This window comes from Cohaesibacter gelatinilyticus, assembly GCF_900215605.1.
In the GTDB taxonomy this organism is placed as follows: domain Bacteria; phylum Pseudomonadota; class Alphaproteobacteria; order Rhizobiales; family Cohaesibacteraceae; genus Cohaesibacter; species Cohaesibacter gelatinilyticus.
In genome coordinates, this window is the sequence record NZ_OBEL01000001.1 from 761,237 (window position 1) to 786,549 (window position 25,313).

A 25,313-nucleotide genomic window follows, 5' to 3' on the forward strand; every position below is an offset into this window, starting at 1 on the left:
TCTATCCATCAGTAACAGGAATTTTATTTTTTTAATATATTGAAATAAAAGATGAATTTTAGAAAATTCAACATTACCGATCTTTAATGCCTCCGGCCATCTCCGCATCTCATTGTGATCTCTATATGATAATTATCAGACAGTGCTTGTTCTTGAATCTGAAAAAGACGAGGACAAGATCAGATAGAAAATTCAACCTTCTGAGACATGATGCGGCCTCGGAATGGTCACCATGAAATGCTATTTATCGAGCCCGAGCGGAGAGATGAACCTATGACCAATAATGCTAGTCACCAACCTTCAAAAAAAGCCCCGGTAAAAAAGACCTTGTTGGCTTCTGCTTTGGCTTTGGGTGTCGTTGCAGGCGTTACCGCCCCAACCTTGCTGAGTGGTCAGCCGACTGCTTCAGCTGAAGCTGTTTCTGTCACAACGCCGGCAGCTCCTGTTGATTTTTCCGGCGTTGTAAAAGCCGTTAAGCCTGCGGTTGTTTCAGTACAGGTCAAAACCAAAATCAGTGACGGCAACGGTTCGCGCAACTTTGGTATTCCCGGTATTCCAGGCTTTGAAGATCTTCCAAAGGATCATCCGTTCAATCGCTTCTTTCGTCGTTTCGGAGAAGGCCAGCAAGGTCAGCAAGGGCAGGAGGGCAATCGACGTCCGGCTCCCAAGCCACGATATGGTCAGTCTCAGGGCTCGGGTTTCTTCATTTCCGAGGACGGTTTTGTTGTCACAAACCATCACGTGATCGACAAGGGATCAGAATTTACGCTGGTCATGGATGATGGTACTGAGCTGGAAGCCGAATTGGTGGGTTCCGATGCACGGTCTGATTTGGCTCTCTTGAAGGTCAAGGATAGCAAGAAGAAGTTCACTTATGTGAAGTTTGCTGAAGATCTGCCTCCAGTTGGGCAATGGGTTGTCGCAGTTGGTAACCCGTTCGGGCTTGGTGGTACCGTGACCGCAGGTATCGTGTCTGCCCATGGTCGCGACATCAATGCTCGTAATTATGAAAGCTTCATTCAGATTGATGCTGCCGTGAACAAGGGGAACTCAGGTGGCCCGACCTTCAACCTCAAAGGTGAAGTGATCGGCGTTAACACCGCTATCTTCTCGCCATCTGGTGGTAACGTAGGCATTGCATTTGCCATCCCGGCGGAAGTTGCATTTGACGTTGTCAAAGATCTTAAGAATGGTGGCAAGGTCAAACGCGGCTGGCTTGGTGTTCGTATTCAGGGTGTTAGCGAAGATATCGCAGATAGCTTGGGGCTCTCTGATGCCGCAGGTGCTATGGTTACCAGCCTTGATGATAAATCTCCGGCCAAGACAGCAGGTGTCGAACCTGGTGACGTGATATTGGCGGTAGATGGAACTATCGTTAAAACCACTCGCGAACTGGCGCGCGAAATTGGGCGCAAAGATCCTGAGACCAACGTGAAGCTGACCGTATGGCGTGATGGCAAGGAAAGGGAAATTTCTGTCAATCTTGGTTTGTTTCCAGAGCAATTGGAAGCCCAGGCAAACGGTGAAAAGGCACCACAAGAGCCAGTTAAACCAGCCATGATGGAAGAGTTTGGTCTGGAATTGCAAGCGAACCCGGATGGTGATGGGGTGCTGATTGCCAAGGTGGAACAAGATAGCATTGGTGCTGAAAAAGCCCTGCGTGCAGGTGACATCATCCAGTCGGTGGCAGGCAAAAATGTCAACTCTGCTGCTGAAGTGAAAAAACAGATTGAAGCGGTAAAAGACGATGGTCGCAAAACGGTTCTGATGCGAATTCAGGCTCGTAACGGTATTCGTTTTGTTGCACTGCCTTTGAAGAAGTAGGGGCGAGCCAAATCAGATTGAGCCGGCCAAGCTTGGTTGAACGCGATGCTGTCGGATTAATCAAATAAAATCATAAGGGAAAGCTGCAAAGCTTTCCCTTTTTTAATGGATTTTTCCTTCATTTCGATGGATTAGTCGATATAATTCGAGCATCAAATCAACCCTTAGCCAGAAATAGGATAAGCCATGCATGTTCTGATCATTGAAGACGACACAGAAGCTGCTGCTTATCTGATAAAAGGCCTTCAAGAAGCCGGGCATGCCTGTGATCATGCTGCTGATGGTGATGAAGGCTACAAACTGGCCTCCGGTCAGAGCTATGATGTGATGATCGTTGATCGCATGCTGCCAAAACGTGATGGTCTATCGATCATTGAGCAGCGTCGGGCGGAAGGTGATGAAACCCCGGTTTTGATTTTGTCGGCTTTGGGAGAGGTGGATGATCGGGTAACAGGTCTTCGTGCTGGTGGAGACGATTATCTAACCAAGCCTTATGCTTTTTCCGAGCTATTGGCGCGTATCGAAGTGATGGCACGCAGGCGTAATCCGGGTGAGGTAGAGACCACCTATCGTGTGGCGGATCTGGAGCTGGATCGTCTGGCCCATACCGTCAAACGAGCAGGGGAGCAGATCATTCTTCAGCCCCGTGAGTTCCGCCTTCTGGAATATCTCATGAAAAATGCCGGGCAGGTAGTCACCCGCACCATGCTTCTTGAAAATGTCTGGGATTATCATTTTGATCCCCAGACGAATGTCATTGACGTCCACATTTCACGTTTACGATCAAAAATCGATAAGGGGTTTGATCCTGCCTTGCTGCAAACCATACGTGGCTCCGGCTATAGCCTGCGCGAACCGGCTTGAATCAGCATAAAAGAGCAGTATCGTGGCTATCAGTTCCATCAATAAGATCATGCGTACGACAGCATTCAAGCTGTCGGCTATCTATCTGATAATTTTTTCGATCTTTGCTACTTTCCTGATTGTCTATATCGCCTTCAATACTCAGGTACTGATGACGCGGCAAATGAATGCCACCATTCAATTGGAAGTCAGAGGACTTGTTGAGCGTTATCGTGCTGGTGGCTTGAATGCTCTGGTGAAGGTGATCGAGGATAGGTCCCGCCGTCCCGGCGCTAGCCTTTATCTGGTAACAGATTTCCGAGGTCATTATGTTGCGGGCAATGTCGCTGCCCTTCCCAAATGGGTCATGGATAAGCGGGGTGCAGTGGATCAGGCTGTGACCTATCAGCGTCTTGGTGATGTTGACCAGAGAAAACAATATAAGGCGGTGGTCAATGTTTACGAGACCTTTGGCGGATATCGCCTTTTGGTCGGGCGGGATATTGGTGAGCGTGAAACCTTTCGCAAAGTCGTAGAACAGGCATTCATCGTTTCCGGCTTTCTGCTTGTCTTCCTTGCTCTTCTGGCTTGGCTTTTTGTATCTCGAAAGGTTTTGAACCGGATCGATATGATTGCGGTGGCTTCCCGCCATATCATGGCCGGGCAGTTGGATGAACGCTTGCCGGTGACACAGGCTGGTGACGAGTTTGATCGCCTGTCTGACAGTCTCAATGTAATGCTATCTCGCATCGAGGGCCTTATGCAGGGGCTTAAGGAGGTCTCCGATAATATTGCTCACGATTTGAAGACACCACTGACACGTTTGCGTAACCGTGTTGAAGTAACGCTCGCGAGTGAAGAAGCAGGTGCCGAGATCTATCGAGATGCGCTTGAGCAGACTTTGGAAGAATCTGAGAGCCTCATTCGTACCTTTGATGCTTTGCTGCGTATTGCAAGGGTGGAAGCCAAATCAACACAGATTGAAAAAACAACGCTGGATATTGGGGCCATCGCTGCCGATATGGCCGAGCTTTATGAACCTGTGGCCGAAGACGAAGGTGCTGTCCTGACCTGGAATTCTCCCTCTCAACAATTCATTGATGGGAACCGCGAGCTTGTAAGCCAGGCTGTTGCCAACCTCATTGATAATGCTCTGAAATATGCCGTTCGCCATGTGGCAGAACAAAGACAGGCGCAACAAGATCATGAGGACGAGCAAACCGAATGCACTCTGCCTGAACAGGCAAGAATTGATGTTAGTGTCGCCACAAATGAGGGCAGAGTGATATTGACAGTGCGGGATAACGGGCCAGGCATTGCGAAAGAGGATCGACAGCGTGTGCTTCAGCGCTTTGTAAGACTGGATAAAAGTCGTACTCAGCCGGGAAGTGGCCTTGGTTTGAGTCTGGTCAATGCTGTGGCCAGTCTGCATGAGGCTAATATACAACTCGACGATAATGAGCCAGGTTTGGTATTTTCCATTGGCTTTTTGCAAATGAAGCCGAACAATCAGGGCACCGAAGCCCATTAGCTTTCAGCTGTGGGGCTCCCCTGATGTTTTTCCGGCTCTGCATATTTTAAGATCGAGTACTGTAAGGCTCGATTGAGTAAATGACGGGGGAGCACATGACTGCTAAGCAGCCATCCATTTCAGCACTTGCGCAAATCTGGACTGGAGCCAAAGCCATCCCGCATCTTGCAGATGACCAAGCGCTTCTTGTTCCTCTTTATGAGAAAATAGGCAAGATCGAGGAACGTGATGAAATCTCTCTCAATATTCTTCGGAAATGCTTGAGTGATGAAACTCTCAAAGGATTGCTGGCGGGTATCTTTGAGACCTCTTCATATCTATCCGATCTGATCTTGAAAGATCCTGCACGTCTGGAGCAGATCCTGACCTCAGATCCTAAGAGGCATATTGAGGTTTTGGTCCAGTCCGCAATTTTTCATGAAGCCTCCAGTGAAGCCGAGATTATGCGGCACTTACGTCTGATCAAGCAAGATGCTGCTCTCACATTAGGACTTGCCGATATTGGCGGACTCTGGAATGTCAAGCAGGTCACCAATGCACTCACTGATATTGCCGATGCGACTTTGCGCGGGGCCATTCGTTTTTTGCTGAAGGATAATCATCGTCGTGGCAAATTGCATCTTCCCAACCCGGAGGAACCGGAAGAAGGCAGTGGTTATTTCGCTCTTGCCATGGGGAAGCATGGCGCAGGTGAATTGAACTACTCCTCGGACATCGATCTGATTGTTCTATATGATTCCGACATTGCACCATGCAGGGACAAGTGGGAAATGGGCACAACCTTTGTGCGCCTGACCAAGCAGCTTGTCAAAATCATGCAGGACAGAACAGCAGATGGCTATGTTTTCCGTACAGATCTTCGTCTGCGGCCTGATCCGGGCGCAACCCCACCTGCCATGTCGGTTCTGGCGGCTTTGCAATATTATGAAAGCATGGGGCAAAATTGGGAGCGAGCAGCGCTGATCAAGGCTCGTGCCTGTGCCGGGGATATCAAGGCTGGCAAGTATTTCCTTGGTGAGGTTGCTCCTTTCATCTGGCGTAAGTATTTCGACTATGCGGCTTTGGCGGATGTGCATTCCATCAAACGTCAAATCCATGCGCACAAAGGGCATGGTCAGATTGCTATCAAAGGGCACAATGTCAAACTGGGGCGCGGTGGCATTCGGGAGATCGAGTTCTATGTCCAGACGCAGCAACTGATTGCAGGTGGACGCAATCCGGCTCTTCGCGGGCGAGAGACCATTCCAATGCTCTCCGAATTGGTCAAACTTACCTGGATCGAACCTGAAGCACGTGATCAACTAACGGAGGCCTATGAGTTCTTGCGCAAGGTCGAGCATCGCATTCAGATGCAGCGTGACGAGCAGACCCATAACATGCCCGAACAGGATGAGGGTGTGGCCGAGATTGGCCGAATGATGGGATATGCTGATCTCGACACATTCAAGACAGATCTACGGTCCTGGTTGGAATGCGTTCAGGGGCATTATGCTGAATTGTTCGAGGAAGAGCAGGCTTTGGGTGCCGAGAGCGGAGGGAACCTTGTCTTTACCGGTGAAGATGATGATCCCGAGACCCTGCATACTTTGACGGAAATGGGGTTTCAAAACCCAACCGAGGTTACCAAGACCGTTAGAGCATGGCATTTTGGTCGCTATGCAGCGACACGTTCAACCAAATCAAGAGAGCGCCTGACGGAGCTTACTCCGGCTTTGTTGCAAGCACTGGCTAACACGGATAATCCCGACAAGGCCTTCCTGTCCTTCAACAGTTTCCTTGGGGCCTTGCCATCCGGTATCCAGTTATTCTCGCTTTTGAAGAACAATCCTCAAATGCTGGAAACCTTGGCAATCGTGCTTGGAGCTTCGCCTCGTTTAGCCCAAACTGCGAGCCGTCGCCCGCGAGTGATTGACGCACTCCTGGATCCAGCCTTCTTCGGTGACATGCTCGAGCGCGACAATCTGGATGCGCGCTTGTCGCGTATGCTGAAAGAAGCCACTTGCTACGAGGACGCGCTGGACGGCGCCCGTATTTTTGGGCAAGAGCAATTGTTTTTGATTGGTGTGCGCATTTTGATGGGTGCGATCTCCGCCTCTCAGGCCGGTGCAGCTTACGCCATGCTAGCTGGCGTTATCATTCGCCATTTACTGAAATTCAGTCAGCAGGAGTTGGAACGTCGCCACGGCAGAATTCCAGGCGGCAAAGTTGCGGTTATTGCACTTGGTAAGTTGGGTGGTCGGGAAATGACGGCCGGCTCAGACCTTGATCTGATGCTGCTTTATGATCATGATCCGGATGCCAAATGGTCAGACGGCGACAAGCCGTTGGCTCCAAGCCAATACTACACACGTCTGACCCAGCGTCTGATTACAGCTTTGTCTGCGCCGACAGCAGAAGGGGAATTGTATGAAGTGGATTTCCGCCTGCGTCCTTCGGGCAATTCCGGACCTTTGGCAACATCACTCAGTTCTTTCCGTTCCTATCATGAAAAAGATGCTTGGACCTGGGAGCATATGGCCCTGACAAGAGCGCGTATTGTGGCGGCGGATGAAGGTTTCTCAAATATTGTGAGAAAAGAGATTGTATCCGTCTTGGCGCAACCTCGTGAAGCAGAAGCTGTTTTTGCAGATGTGACCGACATGCGCGTGCGTATAGAGGACGAAAAACGAACCTCCAATCCCTGGCATATCAAGCAGGTAGCTGGAGGGTTGGTCGATGTCGAGTTTATCGCCCAAGCGTTACAGCTGATTCATGCAAACAAACATCCTGAGGTCCTGCATGCGAATACGGCAGAAGCATTGCGTCTCTGCGTCGATGAAGGATTGATCGATCACGGAGTAGCGGACAAACTTCTTCCGGCAATTCGTCTCTATCACAATTTGACGCAAATCCTGCGGGTATGTCTTGACGGTAATTTTGATCCGCATTCCGCGTCGAACGGATTGAAACAGGCGATTGCAAGGGCAGGGGAAGAGCCCGACATTGCTCAATTGGAGCTGAGATTGCGGCAATATCAAAGTGAAGCACGAGACTGTTTCACGCAGCTCATAGGATCGGTTGAAGCCCGCCAGGAAACAGTTTGATCAATAAAGTTCTGCACAAAACATATCAATGTGGTTCTGGAAAAAGCGCAAAAAATTGCCCCGGATACTGCTCACACTTCCGGGGCAAGGTGCCAGTCATTCGGAGGCGGCTGCATTGCTCAGTTGGCACTGGTTACCGCGTGAGCTGCCTCCTCGGGAGAAACCTCTAGCATCGGAACATCCAGATCAGGAGAATCCGAGCTAAAATCGGGCGTTTTGGAAGCTGCTATTTCTTCTTTCAGGGCATAAGCAGCTTCCTTGCTGCAAGTCTGTGGTAGGCGAATGGTTATGCGTGTTCCCTGACCAATCCGGGAGCGAATTTTCATCGTTCCGCCATTCAGGTTCACGAGTGAACGTGCGATGCTCAAACCAAGGCCTGAGCCCTTGTGGGTCTTGGTAAACTGGTTTTGGACCTGTTCAAACGGATGTCCTAACCGGTCAATCGCATCCTGCGGAATACCAACGCCTGTGTCTGCAATTGTCAAAGCGGAGTAGCCTGCTTCCTCAAATCCATAGAGCGAAATCTCGCCGCCTGACGGGGTAAATTTCACGGCGTTGTCCAGAAGATTTATCAGAACCTGGCCAACCAAATCCGGGTCGGCAAAGGCTTTCAGATCGTCGGGCAGTTTATCGGTAAGCGTCAGGTTCCGCGATTTTGCCAGCTCCATTATCGAAGCGTCACATGTAGTGCGAGCAACTTCAGCCAGATCAATACTCTCAGCTTCCAGCTCCACCTCTCCGTCATCCAGACGTGACATGTTCAGGATGTCATCGATGAGACCGAGAAGATAAGTGCCACTGCCATGAATATCGTTGCAATAGTCGCGATATTTATCGGTACCAAGTGCGCCAAAGATCTCCTGCTTCATGACTTCCGAGAAGCCGATAATGGCATTGAGCGGTGTACGCAATTCGTGGGAAATGTTGGCGAGGAATTGTGTCTTCGTACGGTTGGCAGCCTCCGCGTTATCCTTTTCTTTGGCATATTGCTCGGTCATGACGACCAACTGTTGTGCTTGCAACTCAAGATCCTGGCGTGATTGACGAAGATCGGTCACACTTTCCATAAGTTGTTGTTCGGAATTCAGGAGACGTGTTTCCTGATTCTTCATGGCGGTGATGTCGGTGCCAACAGAGACAAAGCCACCGTCCGATGTTCTGCGTTCACTGATTTGAAGCCAGCGACCATCTGCAAGTTGTGCTTTGTACTGGCGTGCCTCAGTCGCTGAATGCTCCTGGCCATCGCTCATCAGTGAGTTCAATTCGTTTGCGGATTCCTCTTCAAGGTGCACCACCTGTGGCTCACCACAATCCATGACTTGTTGATAGCCAAGACCGGTTATGTCTTGATTGGACGGCAGACTGTAAAGCTCGCGATACCGCTGGTTGCATAGAACAAGCTGGCTGTTGTGGTTCCATAAAACAAAGGCTTCCGAGATGGCATCAATTGCGTCACGTAGGCGTTGATCAGCCATACGCCCCATTTCGTCACGCTCGATCTGTTGGCTGACATCCATTGCGATGCCAATCAGGTGCAAGCGATTTGCCCCGTGGGTACCTGAAGAAGGCTCGATAGCTGCGTTTGGCTTTGCGGAAAGCTCGGCGCGGATGCGGATCCAAACCCAGTGACCTTCCTCATGGAGCATTCTGAACTTGCGATCCAATATAGTCTCATTTGCTTGCAAAAGCGTCTCGATATGAGATTGAAGATCGCCATCTTCAGGATGTATACGCTCTTTGACGGCTGCAAATCCAATAAGGTCGGTCCGTGGCGGCATGCCAAGCAGATCATACATGCTTTGGGACCAATAAAGATGTCCACGGGCTAGATCCCAATCCCATAGACCGGAGCGACTGCGTTTCAAGGCGGCATCCATGCGATTGGTGCTGGATGTATGAATATCGTCAGCTTCTCGCGCTCGAGCCCCTTGGCTGAAAAATGCATAGACGATAAGCAGAATAATTCCGCTCATCACCACAAAAGCAATCACATTGCGCGAGACATCCCGACGCCAAACGGCAAACAGTTGATCTGTACTGCGCAACACAGTGATCGAACCGCGGCCACCACCAAGATGATGAACCGCACCCAGTGCTGTTTCTTTATTGGGAAGGGTAATTTCCAGAACACCGGCACTTGCACCAAATGTGGACAGGGCTTGAGAGCGCCCCAGCAAGTCGATCAGTGTTTTACGCATATCGGTTTCATTGCGAGGAATGCTCGCCACGATCATGCCATTCTCATCAGTCAGGAAAATTTGATAGTCTTTTGCCAAGTCCATATTTGGCAATGCAGAGAATAGCCATTCCTGAAATGCCTCTTTACCTGGAGCATCAATAGCTGGAACTGTCGTTGCTGCAACAGCATCGTTTTCAAGTTTGTCCGCCTTTTCGGTTTTTGTTTTTTTTGCGCTTGCGGTTGTCTTGGATTTGGTCTCGGCAATCAAGGTTTCCTGTTGGACGACATGCCGGTCATATTGATTGGCTACGCGTTCCGTCAATAACGTTGCCAGCATCTGAATATCCTGACGAGCATCAAGATCAAGACCTTCCTTGCGTTCAAGCAAGTCAGATGCGCGCCAAAAGACGACAATGCCAAAGAATATTAGAATAACGACGGGTATGACCTGTCGAAGCCAAGGCTCTTCTTTTGCAAATTTGAAATAGCTAGGGCGGGCCAGTAGGCGAACTTGACCGTTTGCCACATCTTTGGGGCTGTTGGTTCCGAAAAAACGGAATCGTCCCTTATTGGGCGCGCTGGCAAAATCAGCCTGCGTCATACCCTGGCCTCCTGGTTGAATTGTCGGTGGTTCGGAAGAAAATGCCGCGCTTCCGAATCAATTCCATTTGAATCGACAAGAGGCATTTTGTCTAGAGTCTGACGAGGATTTTTTGGTTAACGAAAGGTTAACGAAAGTAAAGAGTGAGGCTGATCCTGTGATTCTGTTGAAGAATCAGCCTCATTTTCTTAATGCAAGCATCGATTTACAATATCTGCGACATCCTTGGATAGTGGATTTGCTGTAGCGATTCTCTCCAATTCTGTCCGAGCTTTTGCCTGTCGTCCTTCTTCCAGAACGCGCCAGGAGCGAAAATTGTTAAGCAGCCTTGCTGCGGTTTGAGGGTTTTTATCATCCAGTTCCAAAATGATATCCGCAACAAGCCGATAACCTTTTCCGTCTGCTCGATTGAACTGGCAGGCATTGCTCATGGCAAAGGCGCCTATCAACGCACGGGTTCGGTTCGGGTTGTTCAAGCTGAAGCTAGGATGGTCAAGCAGGCTTTGGACAGTTGCAAGGCAGTCTGATTTTGGAGATGTCGCTTGCAAGGAAAGCCATTTGTCGATGACCAGAGCATCATCCTTGAACTGTTCGTAGAAAGAAGTAAGCAACGGTTTGGCTGCATCCTTGCCATGGTGGGTGAGGCTGGCAAGCGCGGCGAAGCGATCCGTCATGTTGGTTGCAGTATTGAATTGTATCTGGGCCAGTTCAATGCCGCTCTTGTCAGGGAGCATGACCAAAAGATCGAGAACTCGATTGCGCAATGCACGGCGGCCGGAACCTTCTGCATCGGGTTGGTATGGGCCGTGTTGTTGCAAGGAGTGATATAGCTTTCTCAACTGAGTTTGCAATCGTTCCGCCAGCGACTGACGGAATGTTTCGCGTCCGTGGTGAATAGCATCAGGGTCGACATTTCGACCAATCTCGCGTGCGATATCTGTTTCACTTGGAATGGCCAGAATTTCCGCGCGGAAGGCCATGTCCAGCTGAGGGTCAAAAATGACCTTGCCCAAAGCTTCAATCAAAGTCATATCGCGTTGGTTGACTTCAATGGGATTGTCCTGTTCGCTCTTTCTGATCAGTGTGCGTATCAGCAGATATTGTGATGCTTCCCAGCGATTGAAACTATCACTATCGTGCTGCATCAAGTGCAGGATGTCGTCATCGGTCAGATTGGAGCGCAAGCGCACAGGAGCAGAAAAGCCTCTTAGCAACGAGGGAAGGGCAGGACTCTCGACGCCTTCCAGAACGAAGCTCTGCTTACGCTCACGAATATGCAGAATGCCTTCCATGCCATGAAGGTCAATGTCGCCCCCACGAGTATTGGTGAATGAAACTTCCTGACCGTTCTTGCCGATCAGGCCAAACCGAACCGGTATATGCATGGCGCGTTTGGTTGGCTGTCCGGGGGTTGCAGGGCAAGATTGTTCTACAGCAAGTGTCAATTCTTTATGCTTGGCATTATAGGTGGATGTAACAGCAACATCTGGTGTACCAGCCTGACTGTACCAAAGGGAGAATTGCGATAGATCTTTGCCGGAGGCATCTTCGAATGCTTTGAGAAAATCCTCGATCGTCGCGGCTTCGCCATCATGACGCTCGAAATAAAGATCCAGTCCATTGGAAAATGCATCGCGACCCAATATGGCTTTGATCATTCGGCAAAGTTCGGCGCCCTTCTCATAAACAGTTGCTGTATAGAAGTTGTTGATCTCGGAATAGCTTTCAGGACGAACTGGATGAGCCAGAGGGCCGCCATCTTCAGGGAACTGACGGGAGCGGAGCTGGCGGGTGTCCTCAATGCGTTTCACGGCGCGAGAACGCATGTCGGATGAGAATTCCTGATCGCGGAAAACGGTTAGACCTTCTTTCAGACAAAGCTGAAACCAGTCGCGACAGGTAATCCGGTTGCCTGTCCAGTTGTGAAAATACTCATGTGCGATGATGGCTTCAATCAGGGCGTAATCGGTATCAGTTGCTGTATCCGGTTTGGCTAGAACATATTTGTCATTGAAAATGTTCAGGCCCTTGTTCTCCATGGCTCCCATATTGAAGTCTGATACGGCCACGATCTGAAACAGATCCAGATCATACTCGCGGCCATATACTTCCTCGTCCCAACGCATGGAGCGTTTCAGTGCGTCCATGGCATATGACACGCGGTCTTCCTTGCCATGTTCGACATAAATATGCAGATTTACTTCTCGGCCTGAGGAGGTGGTGAAGCTATCTTCGATACGTGCCAGATCTCCGGCAACACATGCAAAGAGATAAGCAGGCTTTGGGTGGGGATCATGCCACTGTGCGAAATGCCAATCAGATCCATCTCTTTTCTCCGTCAAAGCTCCGCTATCGATTAGATTGCCGTTGGAGAGCAGGTGCGGGTTGCCTGTGACTGGGGCTTCCAAGCGGACGTCATAGACGGACAGGCAATCCGGGCGATCATAGAAATAGGTGATACGCCGAAAGCCTTCGGCCTCGCATTGGGTACAATAGGTATTGCTTGTTCGGTAGAGGCCTTCGAGACGCGTATTGGCTGTTGGATTGATCTCGGTTGTAATGGTCAGAGTAAAGGCTTGCTCTGGTGGGTGAGGAATTGTGAGATGTTTGTCATCAACATGATAATCATCAGAGAGCAATAATGAGCCATTCAGTTCTACTGAGAGCAATTTCAAGCCTTCACCATTCAGGATAAGGGCTGGTTTCTCGCCTGCGCTTTCCTTCGGCTCAATGTGCATTTCATTTCGAACGCAGGTTTTCTCAGGATGCAATTCGAACGTCATGGCAAGACGGGGAATGGCATAAGGAGTGGGGCGGTAATCTTCCAGACGAATTATGGAATAATCGGTTCGCATCATCATCATCATTTTCTTCTTCTTTTTCTGTCTTCTTCTTGTTGAATGTCAGAGAGGCTGCTCATTGGTGCGAGGTAGCCTATCCATCTCTCCTTGGTCATGGCAAGTGAGAAAAATGGGGCTAGGAAAGAATGTCGATTTCGAGCTGTTATGGCATTATTTATCCGGGCATGATCAAAATGACTCAATCTCTCAGCTTCCTGGTCTAACATTCTGAGCAGACTCGTATATTTCCTGTTCTTGAACCGCTTTGTCAGGTGAATTGCAAGTTGAATCAATTTGTTAAGTAGACTTCAGCGAAAAAAAGAGGTGCACTGGTAGGGCGTTGACGTCTAGCCAAGGTCGAATGGAACGAATTGGCGCTTGTTCGGATCGACAATAAGCTTGCGATCAATTGGCGGTACGGCGCGCTGATGACAGCGTTTGCGTTCGCAGATACGGCATGAAACCCCAATCCCGACAACTCCGGCATCCGATTTTAAATCCAGTCCGTCGGCATAGATGATCTGATCGGCAAAGGAGAGCTCACAGCCAATGCCGATCGCATAGCGGCGAACAGGGGCGCGATAGCCAGCACCAAATTTGGTGACACTGGTGGCTACGCACAGGTAACGGATGCCATCTGGCATTTCTGCAATTTGTACCAGATGTCGACCTGGAGCCTCAAAAGCTTCATGCACGTTCCAGAGCGCGCAAGCACCACCAAATCGAGCAAACTGGAAGCGGGTAGCTGAATGACGTTTTGTGACATTGCCAGCTCGATCAACGCGTACGAAGTAAAATGGAATACCACGAGCGCCAGGGCGTTGTAGGGATGAGAGGCGATGGCCAACTTGTTCCGGTGATGCTCCGAAATGATGACGAAGACGGTCAATGTCATGTCGTGTCTCTTGGGCAACATCCAAAAAGCGTTTGTAAGGAAGGCAGAGGGCTCCAGCAAAATAATTGGCCAAACCAATGCGGGCGATGGATTCGGCGGCTTCAGATCGAAGGCCGGACTTGGTGATGCGATTGTCGATGAGATCCGAATAGTCCAGAATTGCAATCTGGTGCGCCAGCAGGAATGAGATGGATGGAGTGTCTTGGGCAGCGTTGATGGAGAGAATGCGTGTCTCCTCATCGAATTGGCGCATGGTCTGATCTTGTGTGGGTTTCTCTATATAACGCACCCTCACATTATGTCGATCTTCCAGATAGCCCTGAAAGGCGCTGATACGATTGCCATCCAGCATTCCGTGACGTTTGGCCAGATCTTCGGCGGCTTGATCGAGCTCATCAATATAGTTGTTATGATAGTGGAAGTAGTCGCGTACTTCCTCGTAAGGAAGAATGGAACGTTCTTCCCCCTCATTGGAATGGGCGGACAATGCGTCATCCAGCATCATCAGGCGATCATTTGTGCGGCGATTTGCTTGATGCAAAGCCAGGAAAGCTTGGGTCAGCCAAGGAGAGTTTGAGGCCGCCATCTTCAATTCCTGCAGTCCCGGGTTGGTATCCCGGAACAAAGGGTCGGCCAGTGCTTCTTTCAAATCGGCCAAAACCCGACTGGTGTCCGCTGAAGCCAGATCACTCAAGGACATGTCATAGTGATGGCTGAGAGCCAGTAGAACAGGAGCGGTCAGCGGGCGCTGATTGTTTTCTATCTGGTTGAGATAAGAAGTTGAAATTCCAAGGCGTTCGGCAAAGCTGGCTTGTGTCAAGCCATGTGTCTCGCGTAATGACCTGACCTTTGGGCCAACAAATAATTTCTCTGCCATGATGTGGTCCTGATATTTGCAAATTTTGCATTTTGCAAAGTTAAGTTTGCAAAAATATTTGCAAATTAACTCAATAAAATCAAGACATTCATTGACTTTTTTGTGTAATTGATCGAATTATGCTTCACGAATTGCCCTTTGGACTAGTTTGGGTGGATAAAAGGCTAAGACTGATCATTCGGTTGAAAAAGCTGATTGATGATCCTCCTAAAGGTGCAGCTCCCATCAATATATGGGTGTTATTTCCCCGTCATTTGATTGGGTGAAGCTGAGTAAGGGCAAGGGAGAACCGGACTTAACGCCGATGGAATGCGAATGCGTCATTCGGCACTTGATACTTAGGGGGAAGACAAATGTTGTTGCTTGAGGATGTAGGTGGTGAAGTTCGTCGTGGCATGACCCATCAGGCAGAGCAGGGGATGGTGACTTACCGTACCTTGGTGTTTGCCGAGACGCACCCGATCTTCACGGAATGTCTGCTGAACATGCTCGGCATCAAACGTGAATATACCCCGGTATTGGAATGCGCCGGACTGGACCAGCTGCTCAGCGCAGCTCCGGACCGCGAAGACACTCTGCTGGTTCTCAATTTGTCGGCGACTGCCAGCCGGGGTTCTGCTGCGATTGCGGATGTGCGCAAAGCTTATAAACATGCGCGTCTGGTTTTGATTTGCGATGAGAATGATAAAGGTCTTGCTCATTTTGCATTGGGCCATGGGGCTGATTGGGTGATCAGCAAGACTGCTCCTATTGCCGAGCTTCGTGCTGCTGCTGCCCGCGTTCAAGCCGGACTGGCTGATGAGGCACCGGTTGTTGAGGGCGGGGAAATATATGAGCGTTCGGATCTCTACTCCAAGCTGGCCAATTTGACACCAAAACAGATGACCATTCTGCAATATCTGCGTGATGGTTTGCTGAACAAGCAGATTGCCTATGAGCTGGGTTTGACTGAAGCGACCGTCAAACATCATATTTCCTTGATCCTGAAGAAACTTAATTGCTATCGCCGGACACAGGCCGTTGCCATCGCCAACCGGATGATGTGATCTTTGCCGGATGTACATCAGGTGATTGTCTTCTGAAGGAAAGAAAAAGCGAGCCAATGGCTCGCTTTTTTTCGTTCCAGGTTTGCTTTCGCCCCCATGGACTGGCCAGTGGATGCGAAGGAGGGATATAAGTGATTGCCATCAGGAAGATCATTAGTTACAAAAATGAATAAAGATATATAATTTATGTAACGTGTCGGTGAGGAGGCATCATAAGATGGACCAACACAATCATCCTAACCCGGTCTCTGTCATAAAAGCAGAAAATGGGATTGCGGTCATCCAGATTGATAACCCGCCGGTCAATGCTCTTTCCCATGCAGTTCGACTGGGCTTGAAGCAGGCAATAGAGCAGGTCGAGGTCGATGAAAGCATCAAGGGAGCAGTTCTGCATTGTCTTGGTCGCACCTTCATCGCTGGTGCAGACATCAAGGAATTGGGAAAGCCACCAAAACAGCCTTATCTGCCAGATGTCATCGCATATCTGGATGCATGCAGTAAACCCCTTGTGTCTGCATTGCATGGCACTGCGTTGGGAGGTGGATTCGAAGTGGCTATGGGGTGCCATTATAGAGTGGCTTTGCCACAGGCCAGGGTCGGTTTGCCAGAAGTAAAGCTGGGCATCATCCCCGGGGCAGGTGGCACTCAGCGGCTTCCTCGGTTGATTGGGCAGGAAAAAGCCGCAGATATCATCACATCGTGCCGCCAGGTCAAGATGACCGAGGCACTGGAAATCGGTTTGATCGATGCTCTGATCGATGAGAATGATCTGCTTGAGGGTGCAAAATCCTTCCTGATCAAGCAATTTGGGACCGGAGAGGCACCGGTTTCCATTTCAAAGCGTCCGATCATGGAGACCAATGAGGAGAGTTATGCCTCATTGAAAGCAAAGGTGACGAAGCGCACGCGAGGTCAGATTTCACCAATAAAGGCATTGGAGAGCATTGATAATGCCGCAACCCTGTCATTTGAGGAAGGTATGGCGGCGGAACGCGCAATATTTCTGGAGTTGGCAAGCAGTGATCAAGCCGCTGCGTTGCGTCATGCATTTTTTGGAGAGCGTACCATTGCCAAAGTACCTGGTCTGGAAAATATTGATCCACGCTCTGTGACTGATGTTGCCGTGATCGGTGCTGGCAATATGGGATCCGGAATAGCGGCAGCATTTGCTGATGCTGGATACTCGGTCACGGTGGTGGAGATGAGCGAAGCCGGACTGGAACAAGGAAAGGGCCGGGTTGCCGGTATCTATCAAGGTGGTGTGAAGCGCGGGAAGTTGACGCAAGAACAGGCTGAAAGAAAAATAGCGAGCTTTTCCTTCACCACACAGCTTGCAGATCTCTCTCGGAGTGATCTGGTGATCGAAGCAGTCTTTGAAGATATGCAGGTAAAAAAAGACCTCTTCACCAATCTCCAATCTGTTGTTGGCCCGGATTGTATTCTCGCGACCAACACGTCCTATCTGGACATTAATGAGATTGCTTCCGTTCTTGAGAAACCGGAAAATGTCGTTGGTCTTCATTTCTTTTCACCCGCTAATATCATGAAATTGCTTGAGATTGTCGACGCGGAAAAAACGGCGCCTGAAGTCTTAGCAACTGCTCTGGCAGTTGGCAAAAAACTGCGAAAAATTGCCGTCATAGCTGGTGTTTGCGATGGCTTTATCGGCAATCGTATCTGGGCACGCAATCGCCAGCTGCTGGAGTTCTTTTTGGAAGATGGTGCAGAGGTAGAAGACATTGATAAGGCGATGCTCGAATTTGGTTTCCCGATGGGGCCATATTCGGTCTTTGATCTTTCAGGTCTGGACATTGCTTGGGCACAGCGCAAACGTAAAAAAACTTCTATGAAACCCGCTGAGCGGTATGTCGAGATCCCCGATCTATTATGTGAGCAGGGACGGTTGGGCATCAAGGCAGGCAAGGGTTGGTATGACTATGAGGATGGAAGCCGTAAACCTCAGCCATCTTCAGAGGTTGCCAAGCTTGTTGCTTCGGAGCGTGTCAGGAAAGGCATTTCGCAGCGAAAGCTCTCCTCCGAAGAAATTCAGAAGCGGGTGCTTGCTGGTATGATCAATGAAGGGTGCAAAATTCTGCAGGAGAAGATCGCATTGCGACCTGTTGATATAGATATGGTACTTCTCAATGGTTATGGCTATCCCGTTTGGCGTGGTGGACCGATGTTTGCCGCTGATCAGTTGGGCCTTGCTGACATTGTTCGAACCCTGAAGGAGATGGAAGCTGAGTACGGAGAGGGGTGGGAAGTCTCGCCGGTATTGGCAGCTTGTATCGAACGGGGCATGAAACTGGCCGAATGGCAGTGTACGGAGTAAAAACAAGAATAAGTAAGCTTTTGAACTCAGTTGTACATATCAGGCAATCAAATTGGAGGATGGAAATAATAATCCATCCCCCAGTTTTGGTTTATGTGCGAACTAATTGAATTATTCACTTCAATTATTTGGTATAAATTACAATGACAGGGGCGGGTTGCGGGAAAAAACATTGCACTAATAACAATATTGAACGGAAATATTCAATTAGTTATCTCTTTATCGCTTCTGTTTACCAAACAGCAATACTAATCCCGAAAACTCTGGGGCAAGATAAAACAGTTTTCGAGGATTCGAGATGTCAATTTTGCCAAAACGCCTCGCAACCAAATTACCAGTGATCATGGTGCTATCGGTCACTTTTCTGGTTGCTCTTCTCGTTTCTGTTGCGTCCTGGATGGGTGGAAACACGTCAGTTCAACTGACTGAAACAGCATTGCAGAATGCTGCCAGAGGACGAACGGATACGGTCACATTATATCTGGAGCAGCTTCAGGGCAGTATGCAAACTCTGGCCAGTCACACCGATGTTGGTGATGCAGCGACCGAGCTTTTTGGTGGCTGGAAGGTGCTGAAGGATGACGCGCCAGGGAAGCTAAAGGAAATCTATGTAGACAATAATCCAAACCCGGAAAACCTGCGTCATCAGTTCGTCGATGCAAAGGTTCAGGGTGTCTACTATTCCGCCGCTCACAAGAAACATCAACCTCGTATCACAAAGCTTCTGAAGGGTGGCATGTTCCGCGATGTTATTTTCTTTGGCAAAGAGGGTAACGTCTATTACAGCTACCGCAAGGGTCCTGAATTCACGACCAATATCAGTCAATCAGGCATTCTCCATGAAGAGTTGATCGCCCAAGTTCAGCCGATCCTCAAATTGGCCAAGGAAGATCCGGAAAGTGGCTACAAGGGCAATGGCTTTACTGGATTTGTTCCGGTCAACGGAGAAATTACCGCATATATGGTGACACCAATCGCCAAATGGGGACGCATTCTGGGTGCAATAGCCTTCGAGGTGAACACCAAGGAACTGGCGTCTATCATTGAAGATAAGACAGGGCTTGGCAAGACCGGGCACATTGATCTGGTCAATGCAGATTTGCGGGCTATTTCCTTTGCCAACAAAACCGTTGAAGAGGTGCCAACCTCGGAAAATGAAATCGCCTTGGCTGCTCTGACGGGTAAGACTGCCATGGATGATGTTGCTTTTGATGGCAATAAGTATCGTGCAGTTGCCGTTCCGATGGAAGTTCTGGGGACAGCTTGGGCTATTGTGGTTCGGCAGAATTATGAGGAACTGCTGGCGCCAGCTGCGACTTTGCGTAACAGCCTTCTGGCTCTTGGACTTGGCATGTTGGTTGTTATAGGTGGTCTCGCAACCTGGTTTATTAGAAGTGCCATGGCGCCATTGAAGACACTGAACGATGGAGTTACTCGCATTGCGAAAGATGATCTGAATGTTCAGTTGCCTGATGCAAAACGCAAAGACGAAATTGGCGAATTGTCACGGGCCGTTGAAGTGCTGCGTAACAACGCCATTGATCGCAGACGTCTTGAGGAACAGGCTCGCAGCGAACAGGAGGAACGTACCACTCGACAGCGTGCTATTGAAAGCATGATTGATGGTTTCCGTTCCTCTTCCAACGATTTGCTCAATGACGTGACCCAGAATATGGACACCATGCAGCAGACTGCCAATGGCTTGTTTGGTATGGCTGAGAATACTGCAGCCCAGGCAACTTCTTCTGCATGTGCATCTGAAGAAGCATCATCCAATGTTCAAACAGTTGCATCTGCAGCTGAAGAACTGGCGAGTTCCATTGAGGAAATCAAGCGCCAGGTTGATGAAACAGCCAATGTCGTCAATCAGGCTACAGAAGCCACTCGCCATACCAATGAGAAGGTTTCCGGCCTGTCCAACTCTGCTCAGAAAATCGGCGATGTCGTTTCCCTCATTCAGGATATTGCCGAACAGACCAATCTGCTGGCGCTGAATGCCACCATCGAAGCTGCCCGTGCTGGCGAACATGGCAAGGGCTTCGCGGTTGTCGCATCTGAAGTCAAGGAACTGGCGAACCAGACCTCCAAGGCGACCGAGGAAATCTCCTCACAAATCAACGAAATTCAGGGAGCGACCAACGAAGCCGTTCATGCTATCGCTGGCATCGCAACAACAATGGAACAGGTAAACGAATACACCAATTCCATTTCTGTGGCAGTAGATGAACAGGGGTCGGCAACGTTCGAAATTTCTCAGAATGTTACCCAGGCCGCGAATGGAACGCAGGCTGTAGCTGGCAATATGTCAGGCCTTCAGGAATCGGTCACTCAGACCACTCAGTCTGTCGAGCAGGTCAAGGAAAGCTCCTCTAATGTTGCTGAGCGGACAGACCGTTTGCGCAATGAGGTCGACAGTTTCCTCAAGAATGTTGCATCTGCCTGATGTGGCACGGTTATGCCTGCCACTAAAGAAACTGATCATGGAAAAGCGCCCCAGGGGGCGCTTTTTTCATTGTCGCATATTGTAAAATCGGTTACACCCGTTGGCATGACTTACTTGATTGCACAAAATTGGTGGTGGTGGCAGACGCAATAACGGCGGCTGACCCTTTGCTATGCAATCAGGCAAAACATGAAATTGGGATCTGGCCGTCGGTTTTCCGACGGCTTTTGTGTATCTGGGCAAAGTTGCAAACCGTCGGGCGATAGATGGAACGACCCGCAGATTTGGAACAAAGGTGCTATCCTTACAGGCACAGCACAAGCTAGGGACATATCATGACTGTTCATCAGACAGACACTTCATCCATTGATTTTATAGAAGATGGTCTCTACCTGACCGAAGGTGGGATCGAAGTGATCCGGCAGGTCGGCAAGGATGATTTCGCTACCGCTCTGGATACCATCCTTTCGCAATTGGATGAACGACGTGGGGTCGTTCTGTCCTCCAACTATGAATATCCCGGTCGGTATACTCGTTGGGAAGTTGGTTTTGTCGATCCTCCGTTGGCCGTTACAGCCCGTGGTCGTTCAATGACGATTGAGGCGTTGAATGACCGTGGTGTCGTACTTGTTCCAGCGATTAATCGAGAGTTGAAAGACCTGCCGGAACTGAAATCCTACATGGCGGATGACACCAGAATTGAGTTGGTCGTTAGGGAGCCCGAAGGTAGTTTCACAGAGGAAGATCGTAGCCGCATCCCATCCGTTTTCAGCATCGTGCGAGCACTGATTGGTCTCTTTAAATCCGGACAAGATGCGCAACTTGGGCTCTATGGAGCATTTGGTTATGATCTTGCTTTCCAGTTCGATCCCATCGAGATGCAGCTTCAGCGTCCGTCGGATCAGCGCGATCTGGTGCTTTATCTTCCAGATGATTTGCTGATCGTCGACCTCTATGCTGAAGAAGCCTATCGCTATCGCTACGACTTCGCCTATGAAGGCAACACGACGGAAGATATCGAGCGGCAGATCACAAGCGAGCCATTCCAACGGTCTTTTGAAAATCTTCCACGTGGCGATCATGAAAAGGGCGAATATGCAGAAGTCGCTCGCAAGGCCGTTGAGTATTTCAAACGTGGCGATTTGTTTGAATGTGTGCCCGGCCAGACTTTCTATGAGCGGGTAGACTGCAACCCTTCCGCTATCTCGCGTCGCCTGCAGGAGATCAACCCATCACCTTACGGCTTCATGATCAATCTGGGTGACCAGGAATATCTGGTGGGCGCCAGCCCTGAAATGTTTGTCAAAGTCAGTGATGGTACATTGGTCGAGACTTGCCCGATCTCGGGTACCATTAAACGAGGTAAGGATCCCATCGAAGATAGCGAGCAAATCTTGAAGCTACTCAACTCCAAAAAAGATGAGAGCGAGCTGACAATGTGCTCAGATGTGGATCGTAATGACAAAAGTCGCGTCTGCGTTCCCGGGTCCGTTCGTGTCAAGGGGCGTCGTCAGATCGAGCTTTATTCCCGCCTCATTCATACTGTTGATCATATTGAAGGTCGCTTGAGAGAAGGGTTGGATGCTCTTGATGCATTCTTGTCTCATGCTTGGGCGGTGACGGTCACAGGTGCACCAAAGCTATGGGCCATGGACTTCATCGAGAAACATGAAAAATCTCCGCGAGCCTGGTATGGCGGTGCCATAGGCATGATTGGCTTCGATGGAAACATGAATACAGGTCTGACCCTGCGTACCATTCGCATCAAGGATGGTGTGGCTCAGGTGCGGGCCGGGGCGACTTTGCTCTATGATTCCTGCCCGGAAGACGAAGAGGCTGAGACAGAATTGAAGGCTTCTGCGATGCGAGCGGCAATTCGCGATGCAGCACGACCACAAAGCGATATCGGTGCTGCCGAAGCTCCCAAGTCTGGAGAAGGCTTGAAAATTCTGCTCGTCGATCATCAGGACAGCTTTGTCCATACACTTGCCAACTACTTCCGGCAAACCGGTGCCGAGGTCGTCACGGTGCGATCTCCTGTTGCAGACCAGGTGTTTGAGAAGGTGCAGCCTGATTTGGTGGTGATGTCACCAGGGCCGGGTAATCCGCAACATTTTGGAACGAATGAGACCATCACCAAGGCCCGGGCTCGCAAGTTGCCAATCTTTGGTGTGTGTCTGGGATTGCAAGCTATCACCGAAGCCTTTGGAGGTGAGTTGGATCAGCTTGACATTCCGATGCATGGCAAACCTTCTCGTATCGATGTGGAGCCAAAAGGCGTGTTCGAAGGTCTGGAAGATCAGATCGTGGTGGGGCGTTATCATTCTCTCTTTGCCAATCGTGACAAATTGCCAGACGATCTGCGTATTACCGCAAGCACGGAAGATGGCATTATCATGGCAATTGAACATGTTAGTGAGCCAATCAGCGCCGTTCAGTTTCATCCGGAATCCATCATGTCTCTTGGTGGCAATGCTGGTATGGTCATGATCGAGAACGTCGTGCGTCAGACAAAAGCCTTTGCGAAAAAGAGTTGATATTGATGGCTTGATATAGGAAATCCCCGTCAAAGATGCCCTTGGCGGGGATCTTCTATGCATATTTCTACATCATCCACATCCCGTGCGGAAAACAGGACAGAGTAGTAATAAGTGCGCTAACATACTGCCTATCTATGTGGCAAATGCCTGAGTCTGGTTGAGAGCCTCAACCAATCGGTGCGCTGCCTCGGATGCGGCAAAATTTGCGGAGAGGATAGAGGTCATGACCCAGACGTGGACAATTGCGTCAGCTCGAAAAGCCTTGGAAGAGGGTCAGGTAAGCGCCGTCGATCTGGTGAGCAATGCCTTTAGCGCCATCGAACGCGAGGAAGGCGAGGGCAGCCGAACCTTCATACGAACCTTCAAGAATAATGCAATCACGCAAGCAGCGGCCTCTGATGCTTTGCGCAAAATGAATGTGCCGCAAGGCCCACTTGCTGGTATTCCAATTTCGATTAAGGATCTCTTTGATATTACTGGTGAAGTGACCACTGCTGGTTCCAGGGTTTTGGCCGACACAGAGCCTGCGAGCAAAGATGCGAAGGTGATAGAGAATCTGCGAGCGGCTGGAGCCATTTTCCTTGGTCATACCAATATGACTGAGTTCGCTTATTCCGGTCTTGGTATCAACCCGCACCATGGCACTCCTTTGAATGTCTGGGATCGCCGGATCGGACGTGTGCCAGGTGGGTCTTCTTCTGGTGCCGCCATATCTGTGGCCGAGAATATGGCCATCGCTGCCTTGGGATCTGATACTGGTGGATCCATCCGTATCCCGGCCGCCTTTAATCGGCTTTATGGATTCAAGCCCTCTCTAGATCGGCACTCCATGGATGGCATCTTCCCTTTGTCCAGCTCGCTTGATACCATTGGTGCTATTGCAAGATCTATGGAATGTTGCCGTATTCTGGATCATGTCATGGCTGGTTTGCCCGTACCGGAAGCCAATATACGACCACTTGCCGGGATGCGCTTTGCCATTCTGGAAACCATCGCTCTGGACGGTCTGGATGTGGAAGTGGCCGGCGGTTTTGTACGCGCACTCGAAAAGATGTCTCAGGCTGGCGCGAGATTGGAGAGGGTAAAGATCGATGCAATCAATCGCTTCTCGGATATTGCAGAGCTTGGTTCCTTGGCTGGGCCGGAAGCCTGGCATCTGCATAGAGATTTGATCAGCTCAGATGAGGCAGATTTCGATCCTCGCGTGGCCAGCCGCATTAAGGCGGCTCAATCGATTTCAGCCGCTGATTATATCGAGATGCTGGCTCTGCAAAGAGATATGCAGGAGCGTACACATCTGGCAACTCGTAATTATGATGCAGTTCTGTTGCCTTCTGTGGCAGTTGTTCCGCCAGAGATCAAACCATTGCTCTCATCTGATGATGCTTACATTGAGACCAACCTGAAAGTTCTGCGCAACACTGCCATAGGCAACGTGCTGGGGGTTCCTGCTGCGAGTATTCCGGTGGGAGGAGAAGATACCGCACCAGTGGGCATGATGGTCATGGGTGAGATGGGGCAGGATGCACTGGTACAAGATATTGCACAGAGCATTGATATGGTACTGAATGCAAAATGACGCTGCTACATTTGAAGCGCATTTTCAAAAGTTGAAGCATTCTTCAAACAAGAACTCTCTTCAAAAAGCAATGAGTTTAAGCCTTTCCTGTGATTCCAAAATCACGAGAAAGGCTTAAAGTGATAACGCCATTTCGGTTTTAAATTATCAAACAAGCCGAATGTGCATTCATCATTGCGCTGGATAGCCTGTTGTTTGCTGATAGATCGTCTGGCCACCATAGCCGGGCTGAGCCGGATAGGGCTGAACAGGCATTGGTGGAATAGGTGGTTGTACCGGATAAACCGAACGTCTTATCTGCTGCTGGACAGGTCGGTTGATGCCTGCAGTCGTAATCGGATCAACACTGCCACCTGAGCAACCTGCCATTAGTTTTTGTTGGCCGGTAATGTCATAAGCGATGGGCAGTCCGGTCAACCTGTTCGTGATAACAAAGCTCTCCCTGCCCAGATTTTCCTGCATATACCCCTTTGTGCCGCGTGGGATTACGATCCCCTCATTCGTGATCTGGTCGGCTGTCAGGCACTGATTGGTAGCAACCTTATCCACGCCGAGACTGTTGGCGGTTATGGTATCTGAACATCCAGCAATTGAGGCAAGGATAATTCCAGTTGCCCACCAACGCATTGGCTGGTGATTGGCAAAAATAGAGTGTAACGTCACAATCGTCCCCACAATTGTAATGCGCAACTTGGCGCAT

General features: G+C 49.8%; 13 protein-coding genes. 9 read left to right on the top strand and 4 right to left on the bottom strand.

The window, feature by feature from the left end:
- Nucleotides 1-273 precede the first annotated feature (273 nt).
- The 4 genes from CRO57_RS03400 (at nt 274) to CRO57_RS03415 (ending at nt 7,281) form a co-directional block, all read left to right on the top strand.
- Complete coding sequence (locus CRO57_RS03400) at nt 274-1,824, top strand: Do family serine endopeptidase (RefSeq protein ID WP_097151982.1); 1,551 nt, start codon at nt 274-276, stop codon at nt 1,822-1,824.
- A gap of 186 nt (nt 1,825-2,010) precedes the next feature.
- Nucleotides 2,011-2,688 carry a response regulator transcription factor gene (locus CRO57_RS03405; protein ID WP_097151983.1) on the top strand — a complete coding sequence of 226 codons (678 nt, stop codon included), beginning with the start codon at nt 2,011-2,013 and terminating at the stop codon, nt 2,686-2,688.
- Between the two features lie 22 nt (nt 2,689-2,710).
- Nucleotides 2,711-4,198 carry a sensor histidine kinase gene (locus CRO57_RS03410; RefSeq protein WP_244580002.1) on the top strand — a complete coding sequence of 496 codons (1,488 nt, stop codon included), beginning with the start codon at nt 2,711-2,713 and terminating at the stop codon, nt 4,196-4,198.
- A gap of 95 nt (nt 4,199-4,293) precedes the next feature.
- Nucleotides 4,294-7,281 (top strand): bifunctional [glutamine synthetase] adenylyltransferase/[glutamine synthetase]-adenylyl-L-tyrosine phosphorylase, encoded by a 2,988-nt coding sequence (locus CRO57_RS03415; protein WP_097151984.1) that lies wholly within the window; start codon nt 4,294-4,296, stop codon nt 7,279-7,281.
- A gap of 119 nt (nt 7,282-7,400) precedes the next feature.
- Here CRO57_RS03415 and CRO57_RS03420 read toward each other — a convergent pair whose 3' ends face one another.
- The 3 genes from CRO57_RS03420 to CRO57_RS03435 form a co-directional block, all read right to left on the bottom strand.
- Nucleotides 7,401-10,061, bottom strand: a complete 2,661-nt coding sequence (locus tag CRO57_RS03420) for an ATP-binding protein (protein ID WP_097151985.1) — start codon at nt 10,059-10,061, stop codon at nt 7,401-7,403.
- A 188-nt stretch (nt 10,062-10,249) separates the two neighbouring features.
- Nucleotides 10,250-12,916, bottom strand: coding sequence for an aminopeptidase N (gene pepN, locus CRO57_RS03425; RefSeq protein WP_097153170.1), 2,667 nt, complete (start codon nt 12,914-12,916; stop codon nt 10,250-10,252).
- 332 nt (nt 12,917-13,248) lie between these two features.
- Nucleotides 13,249-14,676 carry a helix-turn-helix domain-containing protein gene (locus CRO57_RS03435; protein ID WP_170956022.1) on the bottom strand — a complete coding sequence of 476 codons (1,428 nt, stop codon included), beginning with the start codon at nt 14,674-14,676 and terminating at the stop codon, nt 13,249-13,251.
- A gap of 350 nt (nt 14,677-15,026) precedes the next feature.
- On the opposite strand from CRO57_RS03435, the gene CRO57_RS03440 reads away from it, so the two are divergent.
- The 5 genes from CRO57_RS03440 (at nt 15,027) to CRO57_RS03460 (ending at nt 24,613) form a co-directional block, all read left to right on the top strand.
- Nucleotides 15,027-15,719, top strand: a complete 693-nt coding sequence (locus CRO57_RS03440; RefSeq protein ID WP_141401171.1) for a response regulator transcription factor — start codon at nt 15,027-15,029, stop codon at nt 15,717-15,719.
- A 217-nt stretch (nt 15,720-15,936) separates the two neighbouring features.
- A complete protein-coding gene (locus tag CRO57_RS03445; RefSeq protein WP_097151988.1) occupies nt 15,937-18,051 on the top strand; it encodes an FAD-dependent oxidoreductase in 2,115 nt (704 codons plus the stop codon).
- A gap of 298 nt (nt 18,052-18,349) precedes the next feature.
- Complete coding sequence (locus CRO57_RS03450) at nt 18,350-20,494, top strand: methyl-accepting chemotaxis protein (protein ID WP_097151989.1); 2,145 nt, start codon at nt 18,350-18,352, stop codon at nt 20,492-20,494.
- A 335-nt stretch (nt 20,495-20,829) separates the two neighbouring features.
- Nucleotides 20,830-23,031 carry an anthranilate synthase gene (locus CRO57_RS03455; protein ID WP_097151990.1) on the top strand — a complete coding sequence of 734 codons (2,202 nt, stop codon included), beginning with the start codon at nt 20,830-20,832 and terminating at the stop codon, nt 23,029-23,031.
- Nucleotides 23,032-23,257: 226 nt separating this feature from the next.
- A complete protein-coding gene (locus CRO57_RS03460) occupies nt 23,258-24,613 on the top strand; it encodes an amidase (RefSeq protein WP_097151991.1) in 1,356 nt (451 codons plus the stop codon).
- A gap of 171 nt (nt 24,614-24,784) precedes the next feature.
- On the opposite strand, the gene CRO57_RS03465 is transcribed toward CRO57_RS03460, so the two are convergent.
- A complete protein-coding gene (locus CRO57_RS03465; RefSeq protein ID WP_141401172.1) occupies nt 24,785-25,276 on the bottom strand; it encodes a hypothetical protein in 492 nt (163 codons plus the stop codon).
- Nucleotides 25,277-25,313 lie beyond the last annotated feature (37 nt).

Bases quoted from the DNA above. Each gene is read 5' to 3' on its own strand.
- CRO57_RS03445 (WP_097151988.1), top strand. From the start codon at position 15,937: ATGGACCAACACAATCATCCTAACCCGGTCTCTGTCATAAAAGCAGAA.
- CRO57_RS03440 (WP_141401171.1), top strand. From the start codon at position 15,027: ATGTTGTTGCTTGAGGATGTAGGTGGTGAAGTTCGTCGTGGCATGACC.
- CRO57_RS03420 (WP_097151985.1), bottom strand. From the start codon at position 10,061: ATGACGCAGGCTGATTTTGCCAGCGCGCCCAATAAGGGACGATTCCGT.
- CRO57_RS03450 (WP_097151989.1), top strand. From the start codon at position 18,350: ATGTCAATTTTGCCAAAACGCCTCGCAACCAAATTACCAGTGATCATG.
- CRO57_RS03455 (WP_097151990.1), top strand. From the start codon at position 20,830: ATGACTGTTCATCAGACAGACACTTCATCCATTGATTTTATAGAAGAT.
- CRO57_RS03400 (WP_097151982.1), top strand. From the start codon at position 274: ATGACCAATAATGCTAGTCACCAACCTTCAAAAAAAGCCCCGGTAAAA.
- CRO57_RS03415 (WP_097151984.1), top strand. From the start codon at position 4,294: ATGACTGCTAAGCAGCCATCCATTTCAGCACTTGCGCAAATCTGGACT.
- CRO57_RS03405 (WP_097151983.1), top strand. From the start codon at position 2,011: ATGCATGTTCTGATCATTGAAGACGACACAGAAGCTGCTGCTTATCTG.
- pepN (WP_097153170.1), bottom strand. From the start codon at position 12,916: ATGCGAACCGATTATTCCATAATTCGTCTGGAAGATTACCGCCCCACT.
- CRO57_RS03460 (WP_097151991.1), top strand. From the start codon at position 23,258: ATGACCCAGACGTGGACAATTGCGTCAGCTCGAAAAGCCTTGGAAGAG.